General features: G+C 64.8%; 12 protein-coding genes. 9 read left to right on the forward strand and 3 right to left on the reverse strand.

The window, feature by feature from the left end; genetic code table 11:
* Nucleotides 1-16 precede the first annotated feature (16 nt).
* Entirely contained in the window at nucleotides 17-1,468 is a 1,452-nt protein-coding gene (locus ACR65K_RS18915) for an energy-coupling factor transporter transmembrane component T family protein (RefSeq protein WP_440154516.1), read from the reverse strand.
* Nucleotides 1,469-1,875: 407 nt separating this feature from the next.
* On the opposite strand from ACR65K_RS18915, the gene acs reads away from it, so the two are divergent.
* The 5 genes from acs to ACR65K_RS18940 all read left to right on the forward strand — a co-directional run bounded on the left by acs (nucleotide 1,876) and on the right by ACR65K_RS18940 (nucleotide 8,243).
* A complete protein-coding gene (gene acs, locus ACR65K_RS18920) occupies nucleotides 1,876-3,897 on the forward strand; it encodes an acetate--CoA ligase (RefSeq protein ID WP_440154517.1) in 2,022 nt (673 codons plus the stop codon).
* A gap of 205 nt (nucleotides 3,898-4,102) precedes the next feature.
* Nucleotides 4,103-5,413 carry an ABC transporter substrate-binding protein gene (locus ACR65K_RS18925; RefSeq protein WP_440154518.1) on the forward strand — a complete coding sequence of 437 codons (1,311 nt, stop codon included), beginning with the start codon at nucleotides 4,103-4,105 and terminating at the stop codon, nucleotides 5,411-5,413.
* 106 nt (nucleotides 5,414-5,519) lie between these two features.
* The gene (locus tag ACR65K_RS18930) at nucleotides 5,520-6,485 is read left to right on the forward strand and encodes a carbohydrate ABC transporter permease (RefSeq protein WP_440154519.1); all 966 of its coding nucleotides are present in this window, start codon (nucleotides 5,520-5,522) and stop codon (nucleotides 6,483-6,485) included.
* Complete coding sequence (locus tag ACR65K_RS18935) at nucleotides 6,482-7,396, forward strand: carbohydrate ABC transporter permease (RefSeq protein ID WP_056328574.1); 915 nt, start codon at nucleotides 6,482-6,484, stop codon at nucleotides 7,394-7,396. Before ACR65K_RS18930 ends, ACR65K_RS18935 begins: the two co-directional genes overlap by 4 nt.
* Nucleotides 7,397-7,454: 58 nt before the next feature.
* A complete protein-coding gene (locus ACR65K_RS18940; protein WP_440154520.1) occupies nucleotides 7,455-8,243 on the forward strand; it encodes a DeoR/GlpR family DNA-binding transcription regulator in 789 nt (262 codons plus the stop codon).
* On the opposite strand, the gene ACR65K_RS18945 is transcribed toward ACR65K_RS18940, so the two are convergent.
* Together ACR65K_RS18945 and ACR65K_RS18950 are read right to left on the reverse strand one after the other, a co-directional pair.
* Entirely contained in the window at nucleotides 8,240-9,268 is a 1,029-nt protein-coding gene (locus ACR65K_RS18945) for a LacI family DNA-binding transcriptional regulator (protein ID WP_440154521.1), read from the reverse strand. The two genes, ACR65K_RS18940 and ACR65K_RS18945, sit on opposite strands and share 4 nt — an antisense overlap.
* 1 nt (nucleotide 9,269) lies before the next feature.
* The gene (locus ACR65K_RS18950) at nucleotides 9,270-10,475 is read right to left on the reverse strand and encodes a Gfo/Idh/MocA family protein (RefSeq protein ID WP_440154522.1); all 1,206 of its coding nucleotides are present in this window, start codon (nucleotides 10,473-10,475) and stop codon (nucleotides 9,270-9,272) included.
* Between the two features lie 210 nt (nucleotides 10,476-10,685).
* On the opposite strand from ACR65K_RS18950, the gene ACR65K_RS18955 reads away from it, so the two are divergent.
* The 4 genes from ACR65K_RS18955 to ACR65K_RS18970 all read left to right on the forward strand — a co-directional run bounded on the left by ACR65K_RS18955 (nucleotide 10,686) and on the right by ACR65K_RS18970 (nucleotide 16,279).
* Nucleotides 10,686-11,627 (forward strand): carbohydrate ABC transporter permease, encoded by a 942-nt coding sequence (locus ACR65K_RS18955; RefSeq protein ID WP_440154523.1) that lies wholly within the window; start codon nucleotides 10,686-10,688, stop codon nucleotides 11,625-11,627.
* Between the two features lie 10 nt (nucleotides 11,628-11,637).
* Nucleotides 11,638-12,564 (forward strand): carbohydrate ABC transporter permease, encoded by a 927-nt coding sequence (locus ACR65K_RS18960; RefSeq protein ID WP_056328565.1) that lies wholly within the window; start codon nucleotides 11,638-11,640, stop codon nucleotides 12,562-12,564.
* Nucleotides 12,565-12,609: 45 nt separating this feature from the next.
* The gene (locus ACR65K_RS18965) at nucleotides 12,610-13,950 is read left to right on the forward strand and encodes an ABC transporter substrate-binding protein (protein WP_440154524.1); all 1,341 of its coding nucleotides are present in this window, start codon (nucleotides 12,610-12,612) and stop codon (nucleotides 13,948-13,950) included.
* Between the two features lie 148 nt (nucleotides 13,951-14,098).
* A complete protein-coding gene (locus ACR65K_RS18970; RefSeq protein ID WP_440154525.1) occupies nucleotides 14,099-16,279 on the forward strand; it encodes an alpha-galactosidase in 2,181 nt (726 codons plus the stop codon).
* The last annotated feature ends 127 nt before the right edge of the window (nucleotides 16,280-16,406 follow it).

Below are 16,406 nucleotides of genomic sequence, written 5' to 3' on the forward strand. Positions count from 1 at the left end.
GGCCCTGCCACCGGCGTCAGCCGCGCTCGATGTTGCTGAGGTCGCGCAGTACGCCCAGCCGCCCGTCCGTGTGCTGGACCAGGAATTCGTGGCCCCTGTCCTCAAGTGCCAGCACCCATCCGCCTGGTTCGATCACGAACGCAGGCGCGCCCGTCCGGGGGTCATAGGCCGTGCGGTGCTGGGCGACGGCGAACCAGAACGCCTCATGGATCGGCTGCCCGTCAGCCTCGTCGTGGCGGCTGGACGGATCCACCGTTGCCCCGATCGGCTGCTCGGCACGGACCTGCTGGTGCACGGCGGTGGCGGCCGGCGGTTCCCATGCCGCCTGTGGAGCGCCGGCTGCAGGGGCTGCCGCGTGCTGCGTCTCCTCCGCTGCCGGGGTTGGGCCAGGGCGGACGACGTCGGCTGCCTGGGTGGGCGGGCCGGCGTCGGCATGCGGCGTGCGGGCTTCCTGGTCGGAGACTTCAGGAGCCGTTGATACGGGCGCGGTTGGCGCGGAGACTGAGGGGGTCGCTCCCGCCGGGACGGTGCCGGCCCCGGCAGCTGCCGCGCCGGTTCCCGCACTGGCAGCTCCCGCGCCGGCGGCTCCTGCGCCGGGGGTTCCCGCCGCGGCGGCTCCCGCAGTGGCACCCCGGGGATTCGTCACGGGGACGGCAGCGGTAGCGGGCATGTGAGCGGAACGCGCCGGCTGCTGGCTGGGGCTGGAAGATCCCGGCTGGACTGAGGAGGAACCTGCACCGGCGCCACCGAACAGGGCGCCGCCCTTGAAGCCGCCCTTTGACTGGTTGGAGCCGGACTGGTTGGAGCCGGACCCGGGCTTGGGAGCTTTGGGGGTCCGCGGCTTCCGGGCCGGAACCGCGGCCTCACGTGCCACGATGTGGGCCGGTGATTCCGGCCGGTCCTTGAAGTCCGCCGAAAGGTACGGCAGGAAGCGGCCCAACACGGTGGCGGCGAAGAGGATGAGCGCGCCGATCAGGCCCACCAGCAGGCTGGTGGCATACCCGCCTGCAACCGACAGGAAGAAGAAGGCAAGGGCGAAGGAGGCCACCACGGAGGCGAACTGGTCGATCGAGAGCGAACCCACCCGGATCCTGGTGGCGGGTGCCAGGCGGCGGGCGGCGAACAGTGCGCTGGCAATCAGCGGCAGGATGATGCCCAGTCCCAGGAAGAACAGGTTGTTCAGGTTCCACAGGTTGTACCTGGCGCCGAAGAGGGGAAGCAGGGATGCGACGAACAGAACCAGGGTGGCGGCGAAGACGGCCAGGTCCCGCACGGTGAACGGTCCAAGCACGGCCTGGTTGGCGTTCGGGTCGATCTTTGCGGAGGCGGCCTTCTGCCCTGCAGACTGCCCCTTGGCGTCGTTGCCGGCCGGTGTCGCGTGCCCTGGTCCTCCCAGGGCGGATCCGGATCCTCCGTTTTCCGCCTTGGTGTCCGGGCCCGTTCGCTGGCCGTAGCTCTGCTGGTTCATTCTGCTCTCCTTAGCGTGGCGGCACCGGGACCGGTCCGGACCCGAAAACTGTGCCGTCTTGACATGCGGTCCGGGCCCGGCAAGGCACTGTGTGCGCCCCGCCGGCGCGGTCCGAAGTGAAGTCACAATTCCATCTCAGCCTAGTCAACGGCCAAGCCGATCACTAGCTGGAGCAGGTCTCCACGGGTGCCGGGCGAGTCATGCAGACGCCATTCACCGCATAAAAAATGCCGCTCGCGGTGGTGCATGTGACGCCGCACACAGCCGATGCGCGGGAAGCATTAGGCTTGATTGCGGAACAGCTCTTTGCGGTATGCCGCCCCGGCTGAAGCCCAGTGCCGTGCGAACGGCGGGCCATGCGGTGGCGGCGTCCCGCGCGGCGAAGATCGATGAATGATGAGGTTCACATGTCCCAGGACACCCCCAGCTCCACGGCCACCGTTCCGTCCGCTTCGGCCCAGCCGGCAGGACAGGAAGGCCATCAGGGCGACGCCTTCGAGAACCTGCTCAATGAGACCCGGGCTTTCCCGCCCTCCGCTGAATTCGCTGCCGACGCCGTTGTCACCGCAGCCGAGTACGACGAGGCGAATGCGGACCGGCCGGCCTTCTGGGCCAAGAAGGCACGGGAACTGCTGACCTGGAGCAAGGACTTCACGCAGGCCCTGGACTGGTCGGACCCGCCGTTCGCCAAGTGGTTCGTGGGAGGTGAGCTCAACGCTGCCTACAATGCCCTGGACCGGCATGTCGAGGCCGGCAAAGGCGACCGCGTGGCCATTTACTTCGAGGGCGAGCCCGGCGACACCCGCACCTACACGTACGCCCAACTGACCGAAGAAGTGAAGAAGGCCGCCAACGCTTTCGAGTCCCTGGGCGTGGCCAAGGGTGACCGGGTTGCCGTATACCTGCCCATGATCCCGGAAGCCGTCATCACCTTGCTGGCCTGCGCACGGATCGGCGCGGTCCACTCCGTAGTCTTCGGCGGGTTCTCCGCCGATGCACTCCGGTCACGGATCGACGACGCCGAGGCCAAGCTCGTTGTCACTGCCGATGGCACCTACCGCCGCGGCAAGCCAAGCCCGCTGAAGGCGGCGGTTGACGATGCCCTGGCCCACGACGGCCACACGGTGCAGAACGTGGTGGTGGTCAAGCGCAACGGCCAGGACGTTGACTGGACGGAAGGCCGTGACCACTGGTGGGCGGACACGGTGGAATCCGCTTCAGCCGAGCACACCGCCGTTGGCCACGATTCGGAGCACCCCCTGTACATCCTGTACACCTCGGGCACCACCGGGAAGCCCAAGGGCATCCTGCACACCACCGGCGGCTACCTCACCCAGACCGCCTACACCCACCGGGCAGTCTTTGACCTGCACCCGGAAACGGACGTGTACTGGTGCACGGCCGACGTCGGCTGGGTCACCGGCCATTCCTACGTCGCCTACGCTCCGCTCATCAACGGGGCAACGCAGGTCATGTACGAAGGCACCCCGGACTCCCCGCACCAGGGCCGCTGGTGGGAGATCGTGGAAAAGTACAAGGTTTCCATCCTCTACACCGCCCCCACCGCCATCCGCACCTTCATGAAATGGGGCGCGGAAATCCCTGCGAAGTACGACCTCTCCTCCCTGCGGGTGCTGGGTTCGGTGGGCGAGCCCATCAACCCCGAGGCCTGGATGTGGTACCGCAAGGTGATCGGCGGCGACAAGGCACCCATCGTGGACACCTGGTGGCAGACCGAAACCGGCGCGCAGATGATCGCCCCGCTCCCCGGCGTCACCGCCACCAAGCCCGGTTCGGCGCAGGTTCCGCTGCCCGGCATTGCTGTGGACGTGGTGGATGAGATGGGCGAATCGGTCCCCAACGGCCACGGCGGCTTCCTGGTCATCCGCGAACCGTGGCCGGCTATGCTGCGCGGCATCTGGGGTGATCCGCAGCGGTTCAAGGACACCTACTGGTCCCGCTTCGAAAACATGTACTTCGCCGGCGACGGGGCCAAGAAGGACGAAGACGGCGACATCTGGCTGCTGGGCCGCGTGGACGATGTCATGAACGTCTCCGGACACCGGCTCTCCACCACCGAAATCGAATCCGCCCTGGTCTCTCACCCCGCCGTGGCGGAGGCTGCCGTCGTGGGCGCAACGGACGAAACCACCGGGCAGGCCGTGGTGGCGTTCGTCATCCTCCGCGGCGATGCGGTGAACAACGGTGACGCCACCGTGCAGGAACTGCGCAACCATGTGGGCAAGGAGATCGGACCCATCGCCAAGCCCAAGAACATCCTGGTGGTGCCGGAACTGCCCAAGACCCGGTCCGGCAAGATCATGCGCCGCCTCCTCAAGGACGTGGCCGAGGGCCGCGATCCGGGCGACGCCACTACCCTCTCCGATCCCACCATCATGCAGCAGATCGCCCAGTCGCTCAGAAAGTAACAGTGGCTTAGCATCTCTTCCCGGACCACTGAATGGCCCCGTTTCCCGCGTCATCGCGGGAAAGCGGGGCCATTCCTGCGTTGTGACGATTCAAACGGCGCCAGTGGTGAAACTGTTATTTAAAGTTCTTCCATGTTCGCTTTTGCAAGATTATAGTCAGCGTATGTGAGGTGCCTCACACCGGCTATTTTTCAAGGGAGAGAACATGGCTTCAAAGTTCGATGCGTCGGCAACTGCATTTCCAAGCAGGCGGACCATCCTCAAGACAGTCGGCGTGGGGGCTGCCGGCCTGGCCGGCATCCCGTTCCTGGCAGCATGTACCGGCGGCAGCGGACCGTCGGCAACCGGCTCCGATTCCTCCGGACTGACGTTTGGTTCAGGTTCTTCGGATGATGTTCCCAAGCGTGCGTACCAGGCCGTCACGGATGCCTTCACGGCAAAGACCGGCAAGAAGGTCACCACCAACGTTGTGCCCCACAACGATTTCCAGAACAAGATCAATTCGTACCTGCAGGGTTCACCGGATAATGCCTTCACCTGGTTCGCCGGCTACCGCATGCAGTACTACGCGGGGAAGGGACTGCTCGCGCCCATTGACGACGTCTGGCAGACCATTGGCGGCAACTACTCCGATGCGCTGAAGAAAGCCTCCACCGGTCCGGACGGCAAAATGTATTTCGTGCCCAACTACAACTACCCGTGGGGATTCTTCTACCGGAAGAGCCTGTGGGCAGAAAAGGGCTACCAAGTCCCCGAAACCTTTGATGCGCTGAAGTCGCTCGCCGCCAAAATGAAGGCCGACGGCATCATTCCCATCGGCTTTGCGGACAAGGACGGCTGGCCGGCCATGGGGACGTTCGACTACCTGAACATGCGGCTGAACGGCTACCAGTTCCACGTGGACCTCTGCGCCCACAAGGAATCCTGGGACCAGCAGAAGGTCAGTGCCGTCTTTGACACCTGGAAGGCGCTTCTGCCCTTCCAGGACCCCGCAGCGCTTGGCCAGACCTGGCAGGACGCCGCCAAAGCCCTGGAAGCGAAGAAGACCGGCATGTACCTCCTTGGTTCCTTCGTCACCCAGCAGTTCACCGACCCCGCGGTGCTGGACGACATCGATTTCTTCGCCTTCCCGGAAATCGCGATGGAAGGGCGGGACGCAGTGGAGGCACCCATCGACGGCCTGCTGCTCTCGAAAAAGGGCGGCGAGAACAAGGCCGCCCGGGACTTCCTGGCGTTCCTTGGCACGCCCGAGGCCCAGGACGCTTATGCCAAGGTGGACAACTCGAACATCGCAACGGCCAAGGGTGCGGATACCTCAAAGTTCACTCCGCTCAACAAGAAGTGCGCGGACACCATCAAGGGCGCCAAGTACATCAGCCAGTTCTTTGACCGCGACGCGTTGCCGGCCATGGCCAACAACGTGATGATCCCTGCCCTGCAGAGCTTCATCAAGGACGGCAGCGTGGATGTCAAGAACCTTGAGGCGCAGGCCAAAACCCTTTACGCAGCGCAGTAATTGAACACAGCGCAGTAGTCCCGTCAAAGGCAGGACGACGGCGGCAGGAGACTTCCGCCGTCGTCCTTCCCCACCTGCACCAGGCCCCAGCTAGGGAAAGATTTCCATGAGCAGCACTGCACAAGAACTGATCCCGCCGGAAGCGCGGGAACCCGCCGGCTCCCGGCCCGCCAAAAGCGGCCGTGTCCGCCGTTTGTCCGGGCGGGACAAACTGGTCCTGTCCCTGATGGTGGGCATCCCCACCCTGATCGAACTGGCCCTCGTTTGGCTGCCCACGCTGATGTCCGTGGGACTCAGCTTCACCCGCTGGAACGGGCTGGACCTGGCGGACATCCGTCCGGCGGGAGGCGAAAACTACCAATTCATCTCCCAGGACTACCCGCCGTTCTGGCCCGCGGTCCAGCACAACCTGCTGTGGCTCCTGTTCCTGGCACTGATCGCCACGCCGCTGGGCCTGTTGCTGGCCGTGCTCCTGGACCAGAACATCCGTGGCAGCAAGATCTACCAAAGTATCTTCTTCGCCCCCGTCATGCTGTCCCTCGCCCTGATCGGCATCATCTGGCAGCTGTTCTACCAGCGGGACAACGGGCTCCTGAATTTCCTCCTGGGCACGGCCGGCACACCGAAGGCAGTGGACTGGTTCGGAGACTCGTCGGTCAACATCTGGGCGGCAATGATCGCCGCCACCTGGCGGCATGCCGGCTACGTCATGCTGCTGTACCTGGCCGGCCTGAAGGGCGTGGACCCGAGCCTGAAGGAAGCTGCGGCCATCGACGGCGCCAGCGCCGTCCAGACCTTCTTCCGCGTGGTCTTCCCGGCCATGCGCCCCATCAACATCGTCATCGTGGTGATCACCATCATCGAGTCCCTCCGGGCCTTCGACGTCGTCTATGTCATCAACCGCGGCACCAACGGCCTGGAAATGCTCAGTGCCCTGGTGATCCAGAACCTGGTGGGCGAGGGCCAGGTGATCGGCGTCGGATCTGCCCTGGCGGTGGTGCTGCTGGTCATCTCGCTTGTTCCCATCGTCTTCTACCTCAGCCGCACCTTCGGCAAGGAGAACCAAGCATGAGCATTGCCGCTGCCCGCGCCGCCGGGAACGCCACCGCCAACCAGTCCCGCTCCGGCAGCCGGCCCAAACGCCATTACGGGACACACATCTTCCTTGCGGCCATGGCCGTCATGTGGCTGGTTCCGTTGGGGTGGGCCCTCTTCACCGCGCTCCGGCCGGTGGCCTCCACCAACGAGCATGGCTACTTCAGCGTGGCCGGGGAGTTCAACTTCGACAACTTCGTCCAGGCCTGGACCCAGGGCGGGTTCGCCACCTATTTCTGGAACTCGGTCATCATCACTGTCCCCTCCGTCCTGCTGACGCTGTTCCTTGCCTCCCTGATGGCGTTCGCCGTCAGCCGGGTGAACTGGAAGTTCAACATCACCCTGCTGATCATGTTCACCGCCGGCAACCTGCTGCCCCCGCAGGTCCTGGCGGCACCCCTGTTCGAGATGGCCAAACACCTGGAGGTGCCCTATTCGTTCAGCGACTCCGGCAACCTGCTCAATACCTACATCGTGGTGATCGCCATCCACATCGGGTTCCAAATGGGGTTCTGCACCTTCGTGCTCTCCAACTACATGAAGGCACTCTCCGCAGACCTGACCGAGGCTGCGCTGGTGGACGGCGCGGGCATCTGGCGGCAGTACCGGGAGATCATCATGCCCTTGTGCAGGCCCGCGTTCGCCGCGTTGGCCACGCTTGAGGTCATCTTCATCTACAACGACTACTTCTGGCCGCTCCTCTTCATCCAGAGCGGCAACCGGCTCCCCATCACCACCGCGATCAACAACCTGCAGGGACAGTTCCTGAGCAACTACAACCTCCTGGCCGCGGGAGCGGTCATCACCGTCATTCCCACCCTGGTCATCTACCTGCTCCTGCAACGGCAGTTTGTTGCGGGCCTGACACTTGGTTCCAGCAAGGGGTAGGTAAAGATGGACTGTGACGGGGACGCTGCTCCCCCAACCTCCGCCCGAAAGGAACACCATGCTCCCCGCCGCTCGACACCAGGCCATCGTGGACACAGTCCAGCGGGAACGGGTTGTCCGCGTGTCAGACCTGGCCCAGCAGCTGGGCGTATCCCTCATGACCGTCCGGCGGGACATCGAACTGCTGGAGGAAGCCGGCCGGCTTGAACGGATCCACGGCGGCGCCAAGCTTCCGGGGGACGCCAGCACCCATGAACCCGGCTTCGAACTGAAGTCCACACAGCTGACCTCGGAGAAGCGTGCCATTGCCGTTGAAGCGGCTGCGCTGGTCCAGGAGGGGATGGCCGTTGGCCTGAGCGCCGGAACCACCACCTGGGCGCTCGCCAAAGAACTTGTTAACGGGCCGCCCATCACCGTGGTCACCAACTCAGTGCGCATCGCGGACTTGTTCCACCATGCCGCGGCCGCAGGCCGGACCCACTACAGCTCCACGGTGATCCTCATCGGCGGCCAGCGGACCCCGTCGGACGCCCTGGTGGGCCCCATCGCCACCAGCGCCCTGAAGCAGCTGCACCTGGACCTGCTGTTCCTGGGCGTCCACGGCATGGACGCGGTGGCCGGCTTCACCACCCCCAACCTGCTCGAGGCGGAAACAAACCGTGCCTTTGTGGCTGCCGCGCGCAAAACAGTGGTGCTGGCGGACCACACCAAATGGGGTGTCCTTGGCATCAGTTCCATTGCGTCGCTGGACGAAGTGGATGAGGTGATCAGCGATCCGGGGCTGGGTTCGGAAGCCCAGCGTGTCCTGCAGGACAAGGTGGGCAAGCTCCGGCTCGCTGCAGCCTAGGGGCAGCCGCAGGACTGCCGGACCTGCAGTTCGGCGGGGAAGATCAGGTGCTCGGATGCACTGCCGCGGTGTGCGCCGATCAGGGCGCTGACGGCGGCCTCCGCCATGGCCTTTGCCGGTTGCTTCACTGTGGTGAGGGGAGGCCAGCTGTATTCCGCTTCAGCTGAACCGTCAAAGGATGCCAGGGCGATGTCCTCCGGAATGGACAGCCCCGCTTCATGGAGGGCCCGGAGGATCCCCACTGCCTGCAGGTCGGAGGTGGCAAAAATGGCGGTGGGGCGGTCCGCGGCGGCCAGGAGCCGCTTGCCCGCCGCGTACCCGCCCTCCCGGGTGAAGGGGGCGCGGACAATGGGACCCTCCGGCAGGCCCGCCTCGGCCAGGGCCTGCAGCCAGCCCTCCTCGCGGCCGTCATAGTAGTTGCCGGTGTTGGTACCCATGGCGAGGGCGATGTTGGTGTGCCCGTGGCCGATCAGGTGTTTGACAGCCGATTTTGCCCCGGCCACCAGATCCACCCCCACGCTGTTGAATCCTGGCGCATCGCCGCTGTGGTTCAGCAGGACAACAGGGATCTCCGCAGATTCAAGTTCCGGCAGGGCAGGTTCCATCAAAACGCTGGAAAGGATCACCCCGTCCACCTGCCGCGCAGCAAGGTTGCGGACGTTCCGGAGTTCCTTCGCCAGGTTTCCGTCCGAATTGGTCAGCACCAGGGCGTAGCCCAGTTCAGCGGCGGCATCTTCCACCGCATGGGCCAGCAGCGAGAAGAACGGGTTGCTGTTGTCCGGGATGACCAGGCCTATTGTTTCGCTGGACCCCAGCTTCAGGGCCCGTGCGGCAGCATTGGGACGGTACCCCAGCCGGCGGATGGCGTCCTGGACTTTCGCCTCCGTGGCCGGGGCCACCTTTTTGGGTCCGCCATTGACCACATAGCTGACGACGGCGGTGCTGACGCCGGCATAGCGCGCAACATCCTTGCGCGTCACCGGTCCCCGGGGCGCCGGAACAGTCGAAGTGGCCATGGAGTACATGCTAGCTACCAGTGGACGGGGCGTCGCCAAAGTCGCGGATGGGAAGCCGCGCGCCGTTTTGCAGGGCGGACTGGTGGGCCACGATGCCTGGAAGGGTGTAGCGGGCAGCAACCCAGGCATTCACGGGCGGCAGGGTGCCGTTGTTGACCGCGGTGACGAAGTCGTCCACAAGGAAGTGGTGGCTGCCTTCATGCCCATTGGGTGCACCGCGAAACTCCTCGGGAAGCCTTTCCGCGTTATGGACGGGTGCGAGCCCGGAGACGAAGGCATCGCGAAGCTCGGGGGCCACGTTGGCCAGCGAGGGGTCGTCCAGGGACATGCTGGGCCGGGTTTCCATTTGCTCCGAGATGTCATGGACGTTTTGCTTGTCCTGCCACACGGTGACCTTGGCGAGCTGTTCGAAGCTTGCCTCAGTACCAAAGAAGCGGAAGCGGGATTCGCGGATGTGGGAGGGGTAGCCTACCCGGCGCATCTCATTGGTGCGCATGACGCCGCCGTCGTTCAGCTCGAAGAGCGCGGTGGCGTTGGAGAAGTCGTTGCCGAACATGCTGACGTCGCGGTCGAAGACGCCGTCGTTCCGGTCATCCCGGACCCCTACACAGCTGACGCTGACCGCGTGCGACGGGACTGCACCCAGCACTCCACCGATCGCGTGCGTGGGGTACAGCATGGGCGGGTAGCTGGCTGTCTCTTTCCAGCGGTCGCCGCCGCTGTACTGGTAGGCATCGTAAAACCCCAGGTCCATGTCGTGAACGTAATCGCCCTCGGAGTAAAAGATCCGGCCGAACCTGCCGGCCTCCTGCTGCTCGCGGGCATACACCGTGGCCGGGTTGTAGTAGCTGGTCTCGCCCATCATGTACACCAGGCCGGTGTCCCGGACGGCCTCGATGATGCGGGCGATTTCCTCTTCGGAAACCGCCATGGGGACAGCCGAGTAGACGTGTTTGCCTGCCCGCAGCGCCCGTTGCACCAGCGGCCCGTGGGTCCAGCGCTGGGTAAAGATGGCAACGGCGTCAACGTCCGAGGCGAGAAGTTCTTCGAAGTCCGCCTTGGTGCCCGCCAGGTGGTACCGCTCCACGGCTTCGGCAGCACGCTCCGGCCGCTCGTCCACCACATAGACGTCGCTGACGCCGGGGTGGAGGTTGAACAGGTGCGCGAACTGGCCGCCGAACTGGCCGGCTCCTACTACGCCGATTGAAAACGTCATTGTCTACCTTTCCTGGACGGTGGAAGCACTCAGGCAAGCGCTGTCCATCAGTGAACCCAGTGTTCCATTCGCTTCTACTCGAGTCAACAGGACAATTAAGTGGAAAATCCTGTTTATGAATGATTAAAAATCACTCTTGCGACCTCTAATCTACTCGTGTAGATTGCTTTCCAAGTTGTTACCCCCGTCACAGTCAGGAAAGGGTCGAAGATGACCACCCTTGCCAAACGCTCAAGATCTCTTTCGCCGGCACCGGACAAACCCAAGCGCAACGGCGGTCTCCGCCAGCTCGGTGACCTCAAGATAGCCCTGCTTTTCATCGCACCGGCCATGATCGGCTTCATCGTCTTCTACGTCGTGCCCACCGTCCGCGGCGTGTACCTGAGCTTCACCGAATACAGCATTCTGGGCGACCCCGAGTGGGTGGGCATGGAAAACTACACGGCCATCGCCAAGGATCCCCTCTTCTGGAACTCCCTGGCCGTCACAGGACAGTACGTCTTCCTGAACATCGTCCTGCAGACCGCACTGGCCCTGGGGCTGGCCCTCCTGATGCACCAGGTAGCCAAATCCACCATCATTCGGGGCACCCTGTTGCTGCCGTACCTGATGTCCAACGTGATCGCCGCGCTGCTGTGGTTCTGGATGCTCGACTACCAGATCGGCGTGGTGAACCAGTTCATCGAGTGGGCGGGACTTCCCCGGGTGGCCTTCTTCGGCAGTGAAGCGTGGGCCATCCCCACCCAGGCCCTGATCAACACCTGGCGGCACATGGGCTACACGGCGCTGCTGATCTTCGCCGGCCTGCAGGCCATCCCCGGCCACGTATACGAGGTAGCGAAACTGGACGGCGCGTCAGCCTTCCAGACCTTCCGGAAAATCACCATTCCGCTGCTTCGCCCGGTCCTGGTCCTGGTGCTGGTGGTGACCGTGATCGGTTCCTTCCAGGTCTTCGACACCGTTGCCGTCACCTCGGGAGGCGGCCCGGTCAACGCCACCCGCGTCATCCAGTACTACATCTACCAGCGCGCATTCACCGAGTCGGACTTCGGCTACGGATCCGCCATCGCCGTCATTCTCTTCCTCATCCTCGCCCTGGTGGCCTTCATCCAGATGAAGTTCCTCAAGGGCAACGAGTCGGACCTGGACTAAGGAATCCTCCATGACCACCACTGCAAGCCGCGCGCCGCTGCCGGCCGCAACCAGCCGCCGTCGTACTTTCAACCCCCGCCGCGCCGCCGCCTGGGCCCTCCTGGTCCTCGCTATCGCCGTCTCGGTCCTGCCCTTCCTCTGGGTCCTTCGGACGGCGCTGTCCACCAACAATGCACTGGCCACCAATGCCACCAGCCTGTTGCCGGCCGAGTTCAGCTTCGGCGCCTTCAAACGCGTCTTCGGGCTCCAGACGGCAGCCGAGGCTGTGGCAGAAGGCGGCTCCGGAGCACAGATCGACTTCTGGCTCTACCTGCGGAACTCCATCATCTTCTCCTCGATCACTACCGCCGGGGCAGTGTTCTTCAGCGCGATGGCCGCCTACGCTTTCGCCCGGCTGCGCTGGAAGGGCCGGAACGCCGTCTTCAGCCTCTTCCTCGGCACCATGCTGGTCCCGCCGATCTTCACCGCACTGCCAAACTTCCTGCTGATCAAGAACCTGGACCTGCTCAACACGATGCTCGGAATGGTCCTCCCCTACCTGTTCATGACCCCGTTCGCCATCTTCTTCCTGCGGCAGTTCTTCCTGAACATGTCCCGCGAGGTGGAAGAGGCAGCAATGCTCGACGGCGCCAAGCACCTGAGGATCTTCTTCCAGATCGTCCTGCCCAACGCCGCAGCCCCCATCGCCACCCTTGCCCTGCTCACCTTCATCGGCCAGTGGAACGAATACTTCTGGCCGCTGCTGGTGGGCTCCCAGGACGACGTCCGCGTGCTGCAGGTTGGCCTGGGCGTCTTCAAGTCCCAATCACCCCAGGGCGCACCGGACTGGTCCGGGCTCATGGCCGCCACCCTGATCTCCGCCTTGCCGGTGCTGATCCTCTTCGCCGCCTTTGGCAAGAAGATCGTCAACTCCATCGGCTTCTCCGGCATCAAGTAACCACCTGCAACCCTTCCACCCCACCCCTGAACGGAAAGTAGAACCATGAAGAAATCACTCGGCGCCGTCGCCGTTGCCGCCGCTGTGGCGCTCTCCCTGTCCGCCTGCAGTGGATCCTCCTCCTCCGCCGAGGGCTCCAAGGGCGAGATCAACTACTGGCTTTGGGACGCCAACCAGCTCCCCGCGTACCAGCAGTGCGCTGACGACTTCAGCAAGGCCAACCCGGACATCAAGGTCAAGATCACCCAGCGCGGGTGGGACGACTACTGGAGCACCCTGACCAACGGCTTCGTGGGCGGCACCGCTCCGGACGTGTTCACCAACCACCTGGGACGCTACGGCGAACTGGCCGAGAAAAAGCAGCTGCTGGCCATCGATGACGCCGTCAAAAAGGACAACATCGACCTGACCGCGTACAACGAAGGCCTCGCCGATCTCTGGGTAGGCCAGGACGGCAAGCGCTACGGCCTGCCCAAGGACTGGGACACCATTGGCCTCTTCTACAACAAGGCGATGCTCGCCAGCGCGGGCATCACCGAGGACCAGATGAAGAACCTCACGTGGAACCCCGAAGACGGCGGCACCTACGAAAAGGTCATCGCCCACCTCACTGTGGACAAGAGCGGCAAGCGCGGCGACGAGCCCGGCTTCGACAAGAACAATGTGGCCGTGTACGGACTGGGCCTGAACGGCGGCGGCGACTCCTCCGGCCAGACCGAGTGGAGCTACCTCACCAACACCACCGGATGGTCCCACACGGACAAGAACCCGTGGGGCACGCACTACAACTACGACGACCCCAAGTTCCAGGAGAGTATGGGATGGTTCGCCGGGCTGGCTGACAAGGGCTACATGCCCAAGCTGGAGACCACTGTGGGCGCAGCCATGGCTGACACCTTCGCCGCCGGCAAGTCGGCCATCAACGCGCACGGCTCCTGGATGATCGGCCAGTACACCGGCTACAAGGGCGTCGAAGTGGGCATCGCCCCCACCCCGGTCGGCCCCAAGGGCGAGCGCGCCTCGATGTTCAATGGCCTGGCCGATTCCATCTGGGCGGGAACAAAGAAGAAGGACGCATCCATCAAGTGGGTGGAGTACCTTGCCTCCGCTGACTGCCAGGATGTTGTAGCCTCCAAGGCCGTGGTCTTCCCGGCGCTCAAGGCATCCTCGGACAAGGCTGCCGCCGCATTCGCGGCCAAGGGCGTGGACGTCACAGCCTTCACCGAGCACGTCAAGAACAAGACCACCTTCCTGTACCCCATCACGGACAACACCGCCAAGGTCAAGGGGATCATGGAGCCGGCCATGGACGCGGTGGTTTCCGGCAAGGCGCCGGCGAGCTCCCTCAGCCAGGCCAACGAACAGGTCAACGCCCTCTTCAAGTAGCCTCCATCCGTGGCTGCGTATGTGGTCGCAGCCACTGCGCCGGATGTCGCCGTTCCCTCCTCGCGGCGGCGGCATCCGGCAGCCCCTTCCCCTTGCTTTCCTCCCGTGCGTAACTTAAGGCGCACCCCTTGACACTGAAAGAGATCCCATGGACCCCCTCCACCTCCGTTCCGCCGGCACCAGCCTGGTGATCAGTTTCGACAGCGGGGAGGCCGAAGTCATCCACTGGGGTGCGGATCTTGGCAGCACCCTCCCGGACCTCGCCATCCTTGGCGGGCCCGTGGGGCATTCCTCCGCCGATGCCCGCGTCCCTGCCGGCCTCCTGCCCCAGGCGTCCTCCAGCTGGCGCGGCCGCCCGGGCCTCCGCGGGCACCGCATTGCCGACGGCGTCTCCGGACTGGATTTCTCCCCGCGCCTGCGCATTGTGGCAGCTCGGGCCGAGGGCACCACGGCAGTCATCACCCACGCTGACGCTGAGGCCGGCCTCACCGTTGAATCAACCCTGGTACTGCACGACGGCGGCCTGCTGGAACTGCGGCACACCCTCACCAACCACGGCACCACCCCTTACCAGCTGGATGAACTGGCCACCATTCTGCCGGTGGCGCCCGACGCCGTCGAACTCCTCGACCTGACCGGCCGCTGGTGCCGGGAAAACCACCCGCAGCGCCGCGCCATCCAGCAGGGCACGTGGGTCCGGACCGGCAGGCATGGCCGCACCGGGCACGACTCGTCCCTTCTGCTTGCCGCCGGCACCCCTGGTTTCGGCAATCGCCACGGAAAAGTCTGGGCCACCCACCTGGCGTGGAGCGGCAACCACGAACAGTTCACCGACACCATCGGCGACGGCCGGACCATGATCGGGGGTTCGGAGCTGCTGGGCCCAGCCGAAGTCATGCTTCAGCCGCAGGACAGCTACACCACCCCGGCCCTGTTCGCCGCGTACTCAGACCGCGGGCTGGATGGCATCAGCGAGGCGTTCTACACCTGGTTCCGGTCACGGCCCCACCACGTGCTCCCGGCCGCCGGGGGCGGCAAGCCGCGCCCCGTGGTGCTGAACACCTGGGAAGCGGTCTACTTCGACCACAACCTCCCCACCCTGATCGAACTCGCGGACTCCGCTGCGGACCTCGGCGTGGAACGTTTTGTGCTCGATGACGGCTGGTTCCGCGGGCGGCGCGACGACCACGCCGGACTCGGCGACTGGTATGTGGATGAGACGCTCTGGCCGGACGGGCTGACGCCGCTGATCGACGCCGTCACCTCCCGCGGGATGGAATTCGGCCTCTGGGTGGAACCGGAAATGGTCAACCTCAATTCAGACATTGCCCGCGCGCACCCGGAATGGATCGTGGGCCCGGCAGCGCAGTCCCACAAGGACGGCGGCCGTCTGCCACTGGAGTGGCGGAACCAGCACGTGATCGACCTGGTGAACCCCGACGCTTGGCAGTACATTTTCGACCGCATCGACGCCCTGCTGCGCGAAAACAGGATCAGCTACCTGAAGTGGGACCAGAACCGGGACCAGGTGGAGCACGGGCACGCCGGCCGCGCGTCCGTCCACGAACAGACCCTGGCCGCCTACCGGCTGTTCGACGAGCTCAGGAAGGCACATCCCGGCGTCGAAATTGAAAGCTGCTCCTCCGGCGGCGGCCGGGTGGACCTGGGGATCCTGGAGCGGACGGACCGGATCTGGGCCTCGGACTGCAACGACGCCCTGGAACGCCAGAGCATCCAGCGCTGGACCGGGCTGGTGGTTCCGCCGGAGCTGGTGGGCGGACACGTTGGCCCCACCACCTCGCACACCACGGCCCGCACCCACGATCTGTCCTTCCGCGCCATCACGGCGATGTTCGGGCACTTCGGCATGGAGTGGGACGTCCGCCAGGTCACCGGTGCCGAGCGCGACGAACTCAAGCGGTTTATCGGCCTGTACAAGGAGCATCGGGACCTGATCCACAGCGGCCGGATGGTCCGTGCCGATGTTCCGGATGAGTCCTTGATGCTGCACGGTGCCGTCGCCGGCACGGCGACTGAGGCTGGTACGACGGCGGCCCTGTTCGCCTTGGTCAGCACCCGCACGGCCTTCGCCGAGCAGCCCGGCAAGGTGGCCATTCCCGGCCTTGAGCAGGCGCGTGACTACCGGGTGGAGGCGGTCTTCCCGGCCCCGGGTGACGCAGACTACCGCCACAACTTCACCCAGGTCCAGCCGCCGGCCTGGCTGGCGGACGGCGCCGTGGCCAACGGCCGCTTCCTGGCCGAAGTGGGGCTGCCCATGCCCATCCTGAACCCCGAGCACGCGCTGCTGCTGAAGGCCACCGCCCTCTAAACCCGGGTTAAACCCCCATCGATTGCTCCGTAATTGCCGTTTAGACCGCCCAAAACGACTGTGAGGATTGGAGTGGCTGGTCTGGGACTGGCTGGCAGAGTTGGTACTGGCCGTTCCGCGCTGTGGT

Source organism: Arthrobacter sp. SAFR-179 (assembly GCF_059414945.1).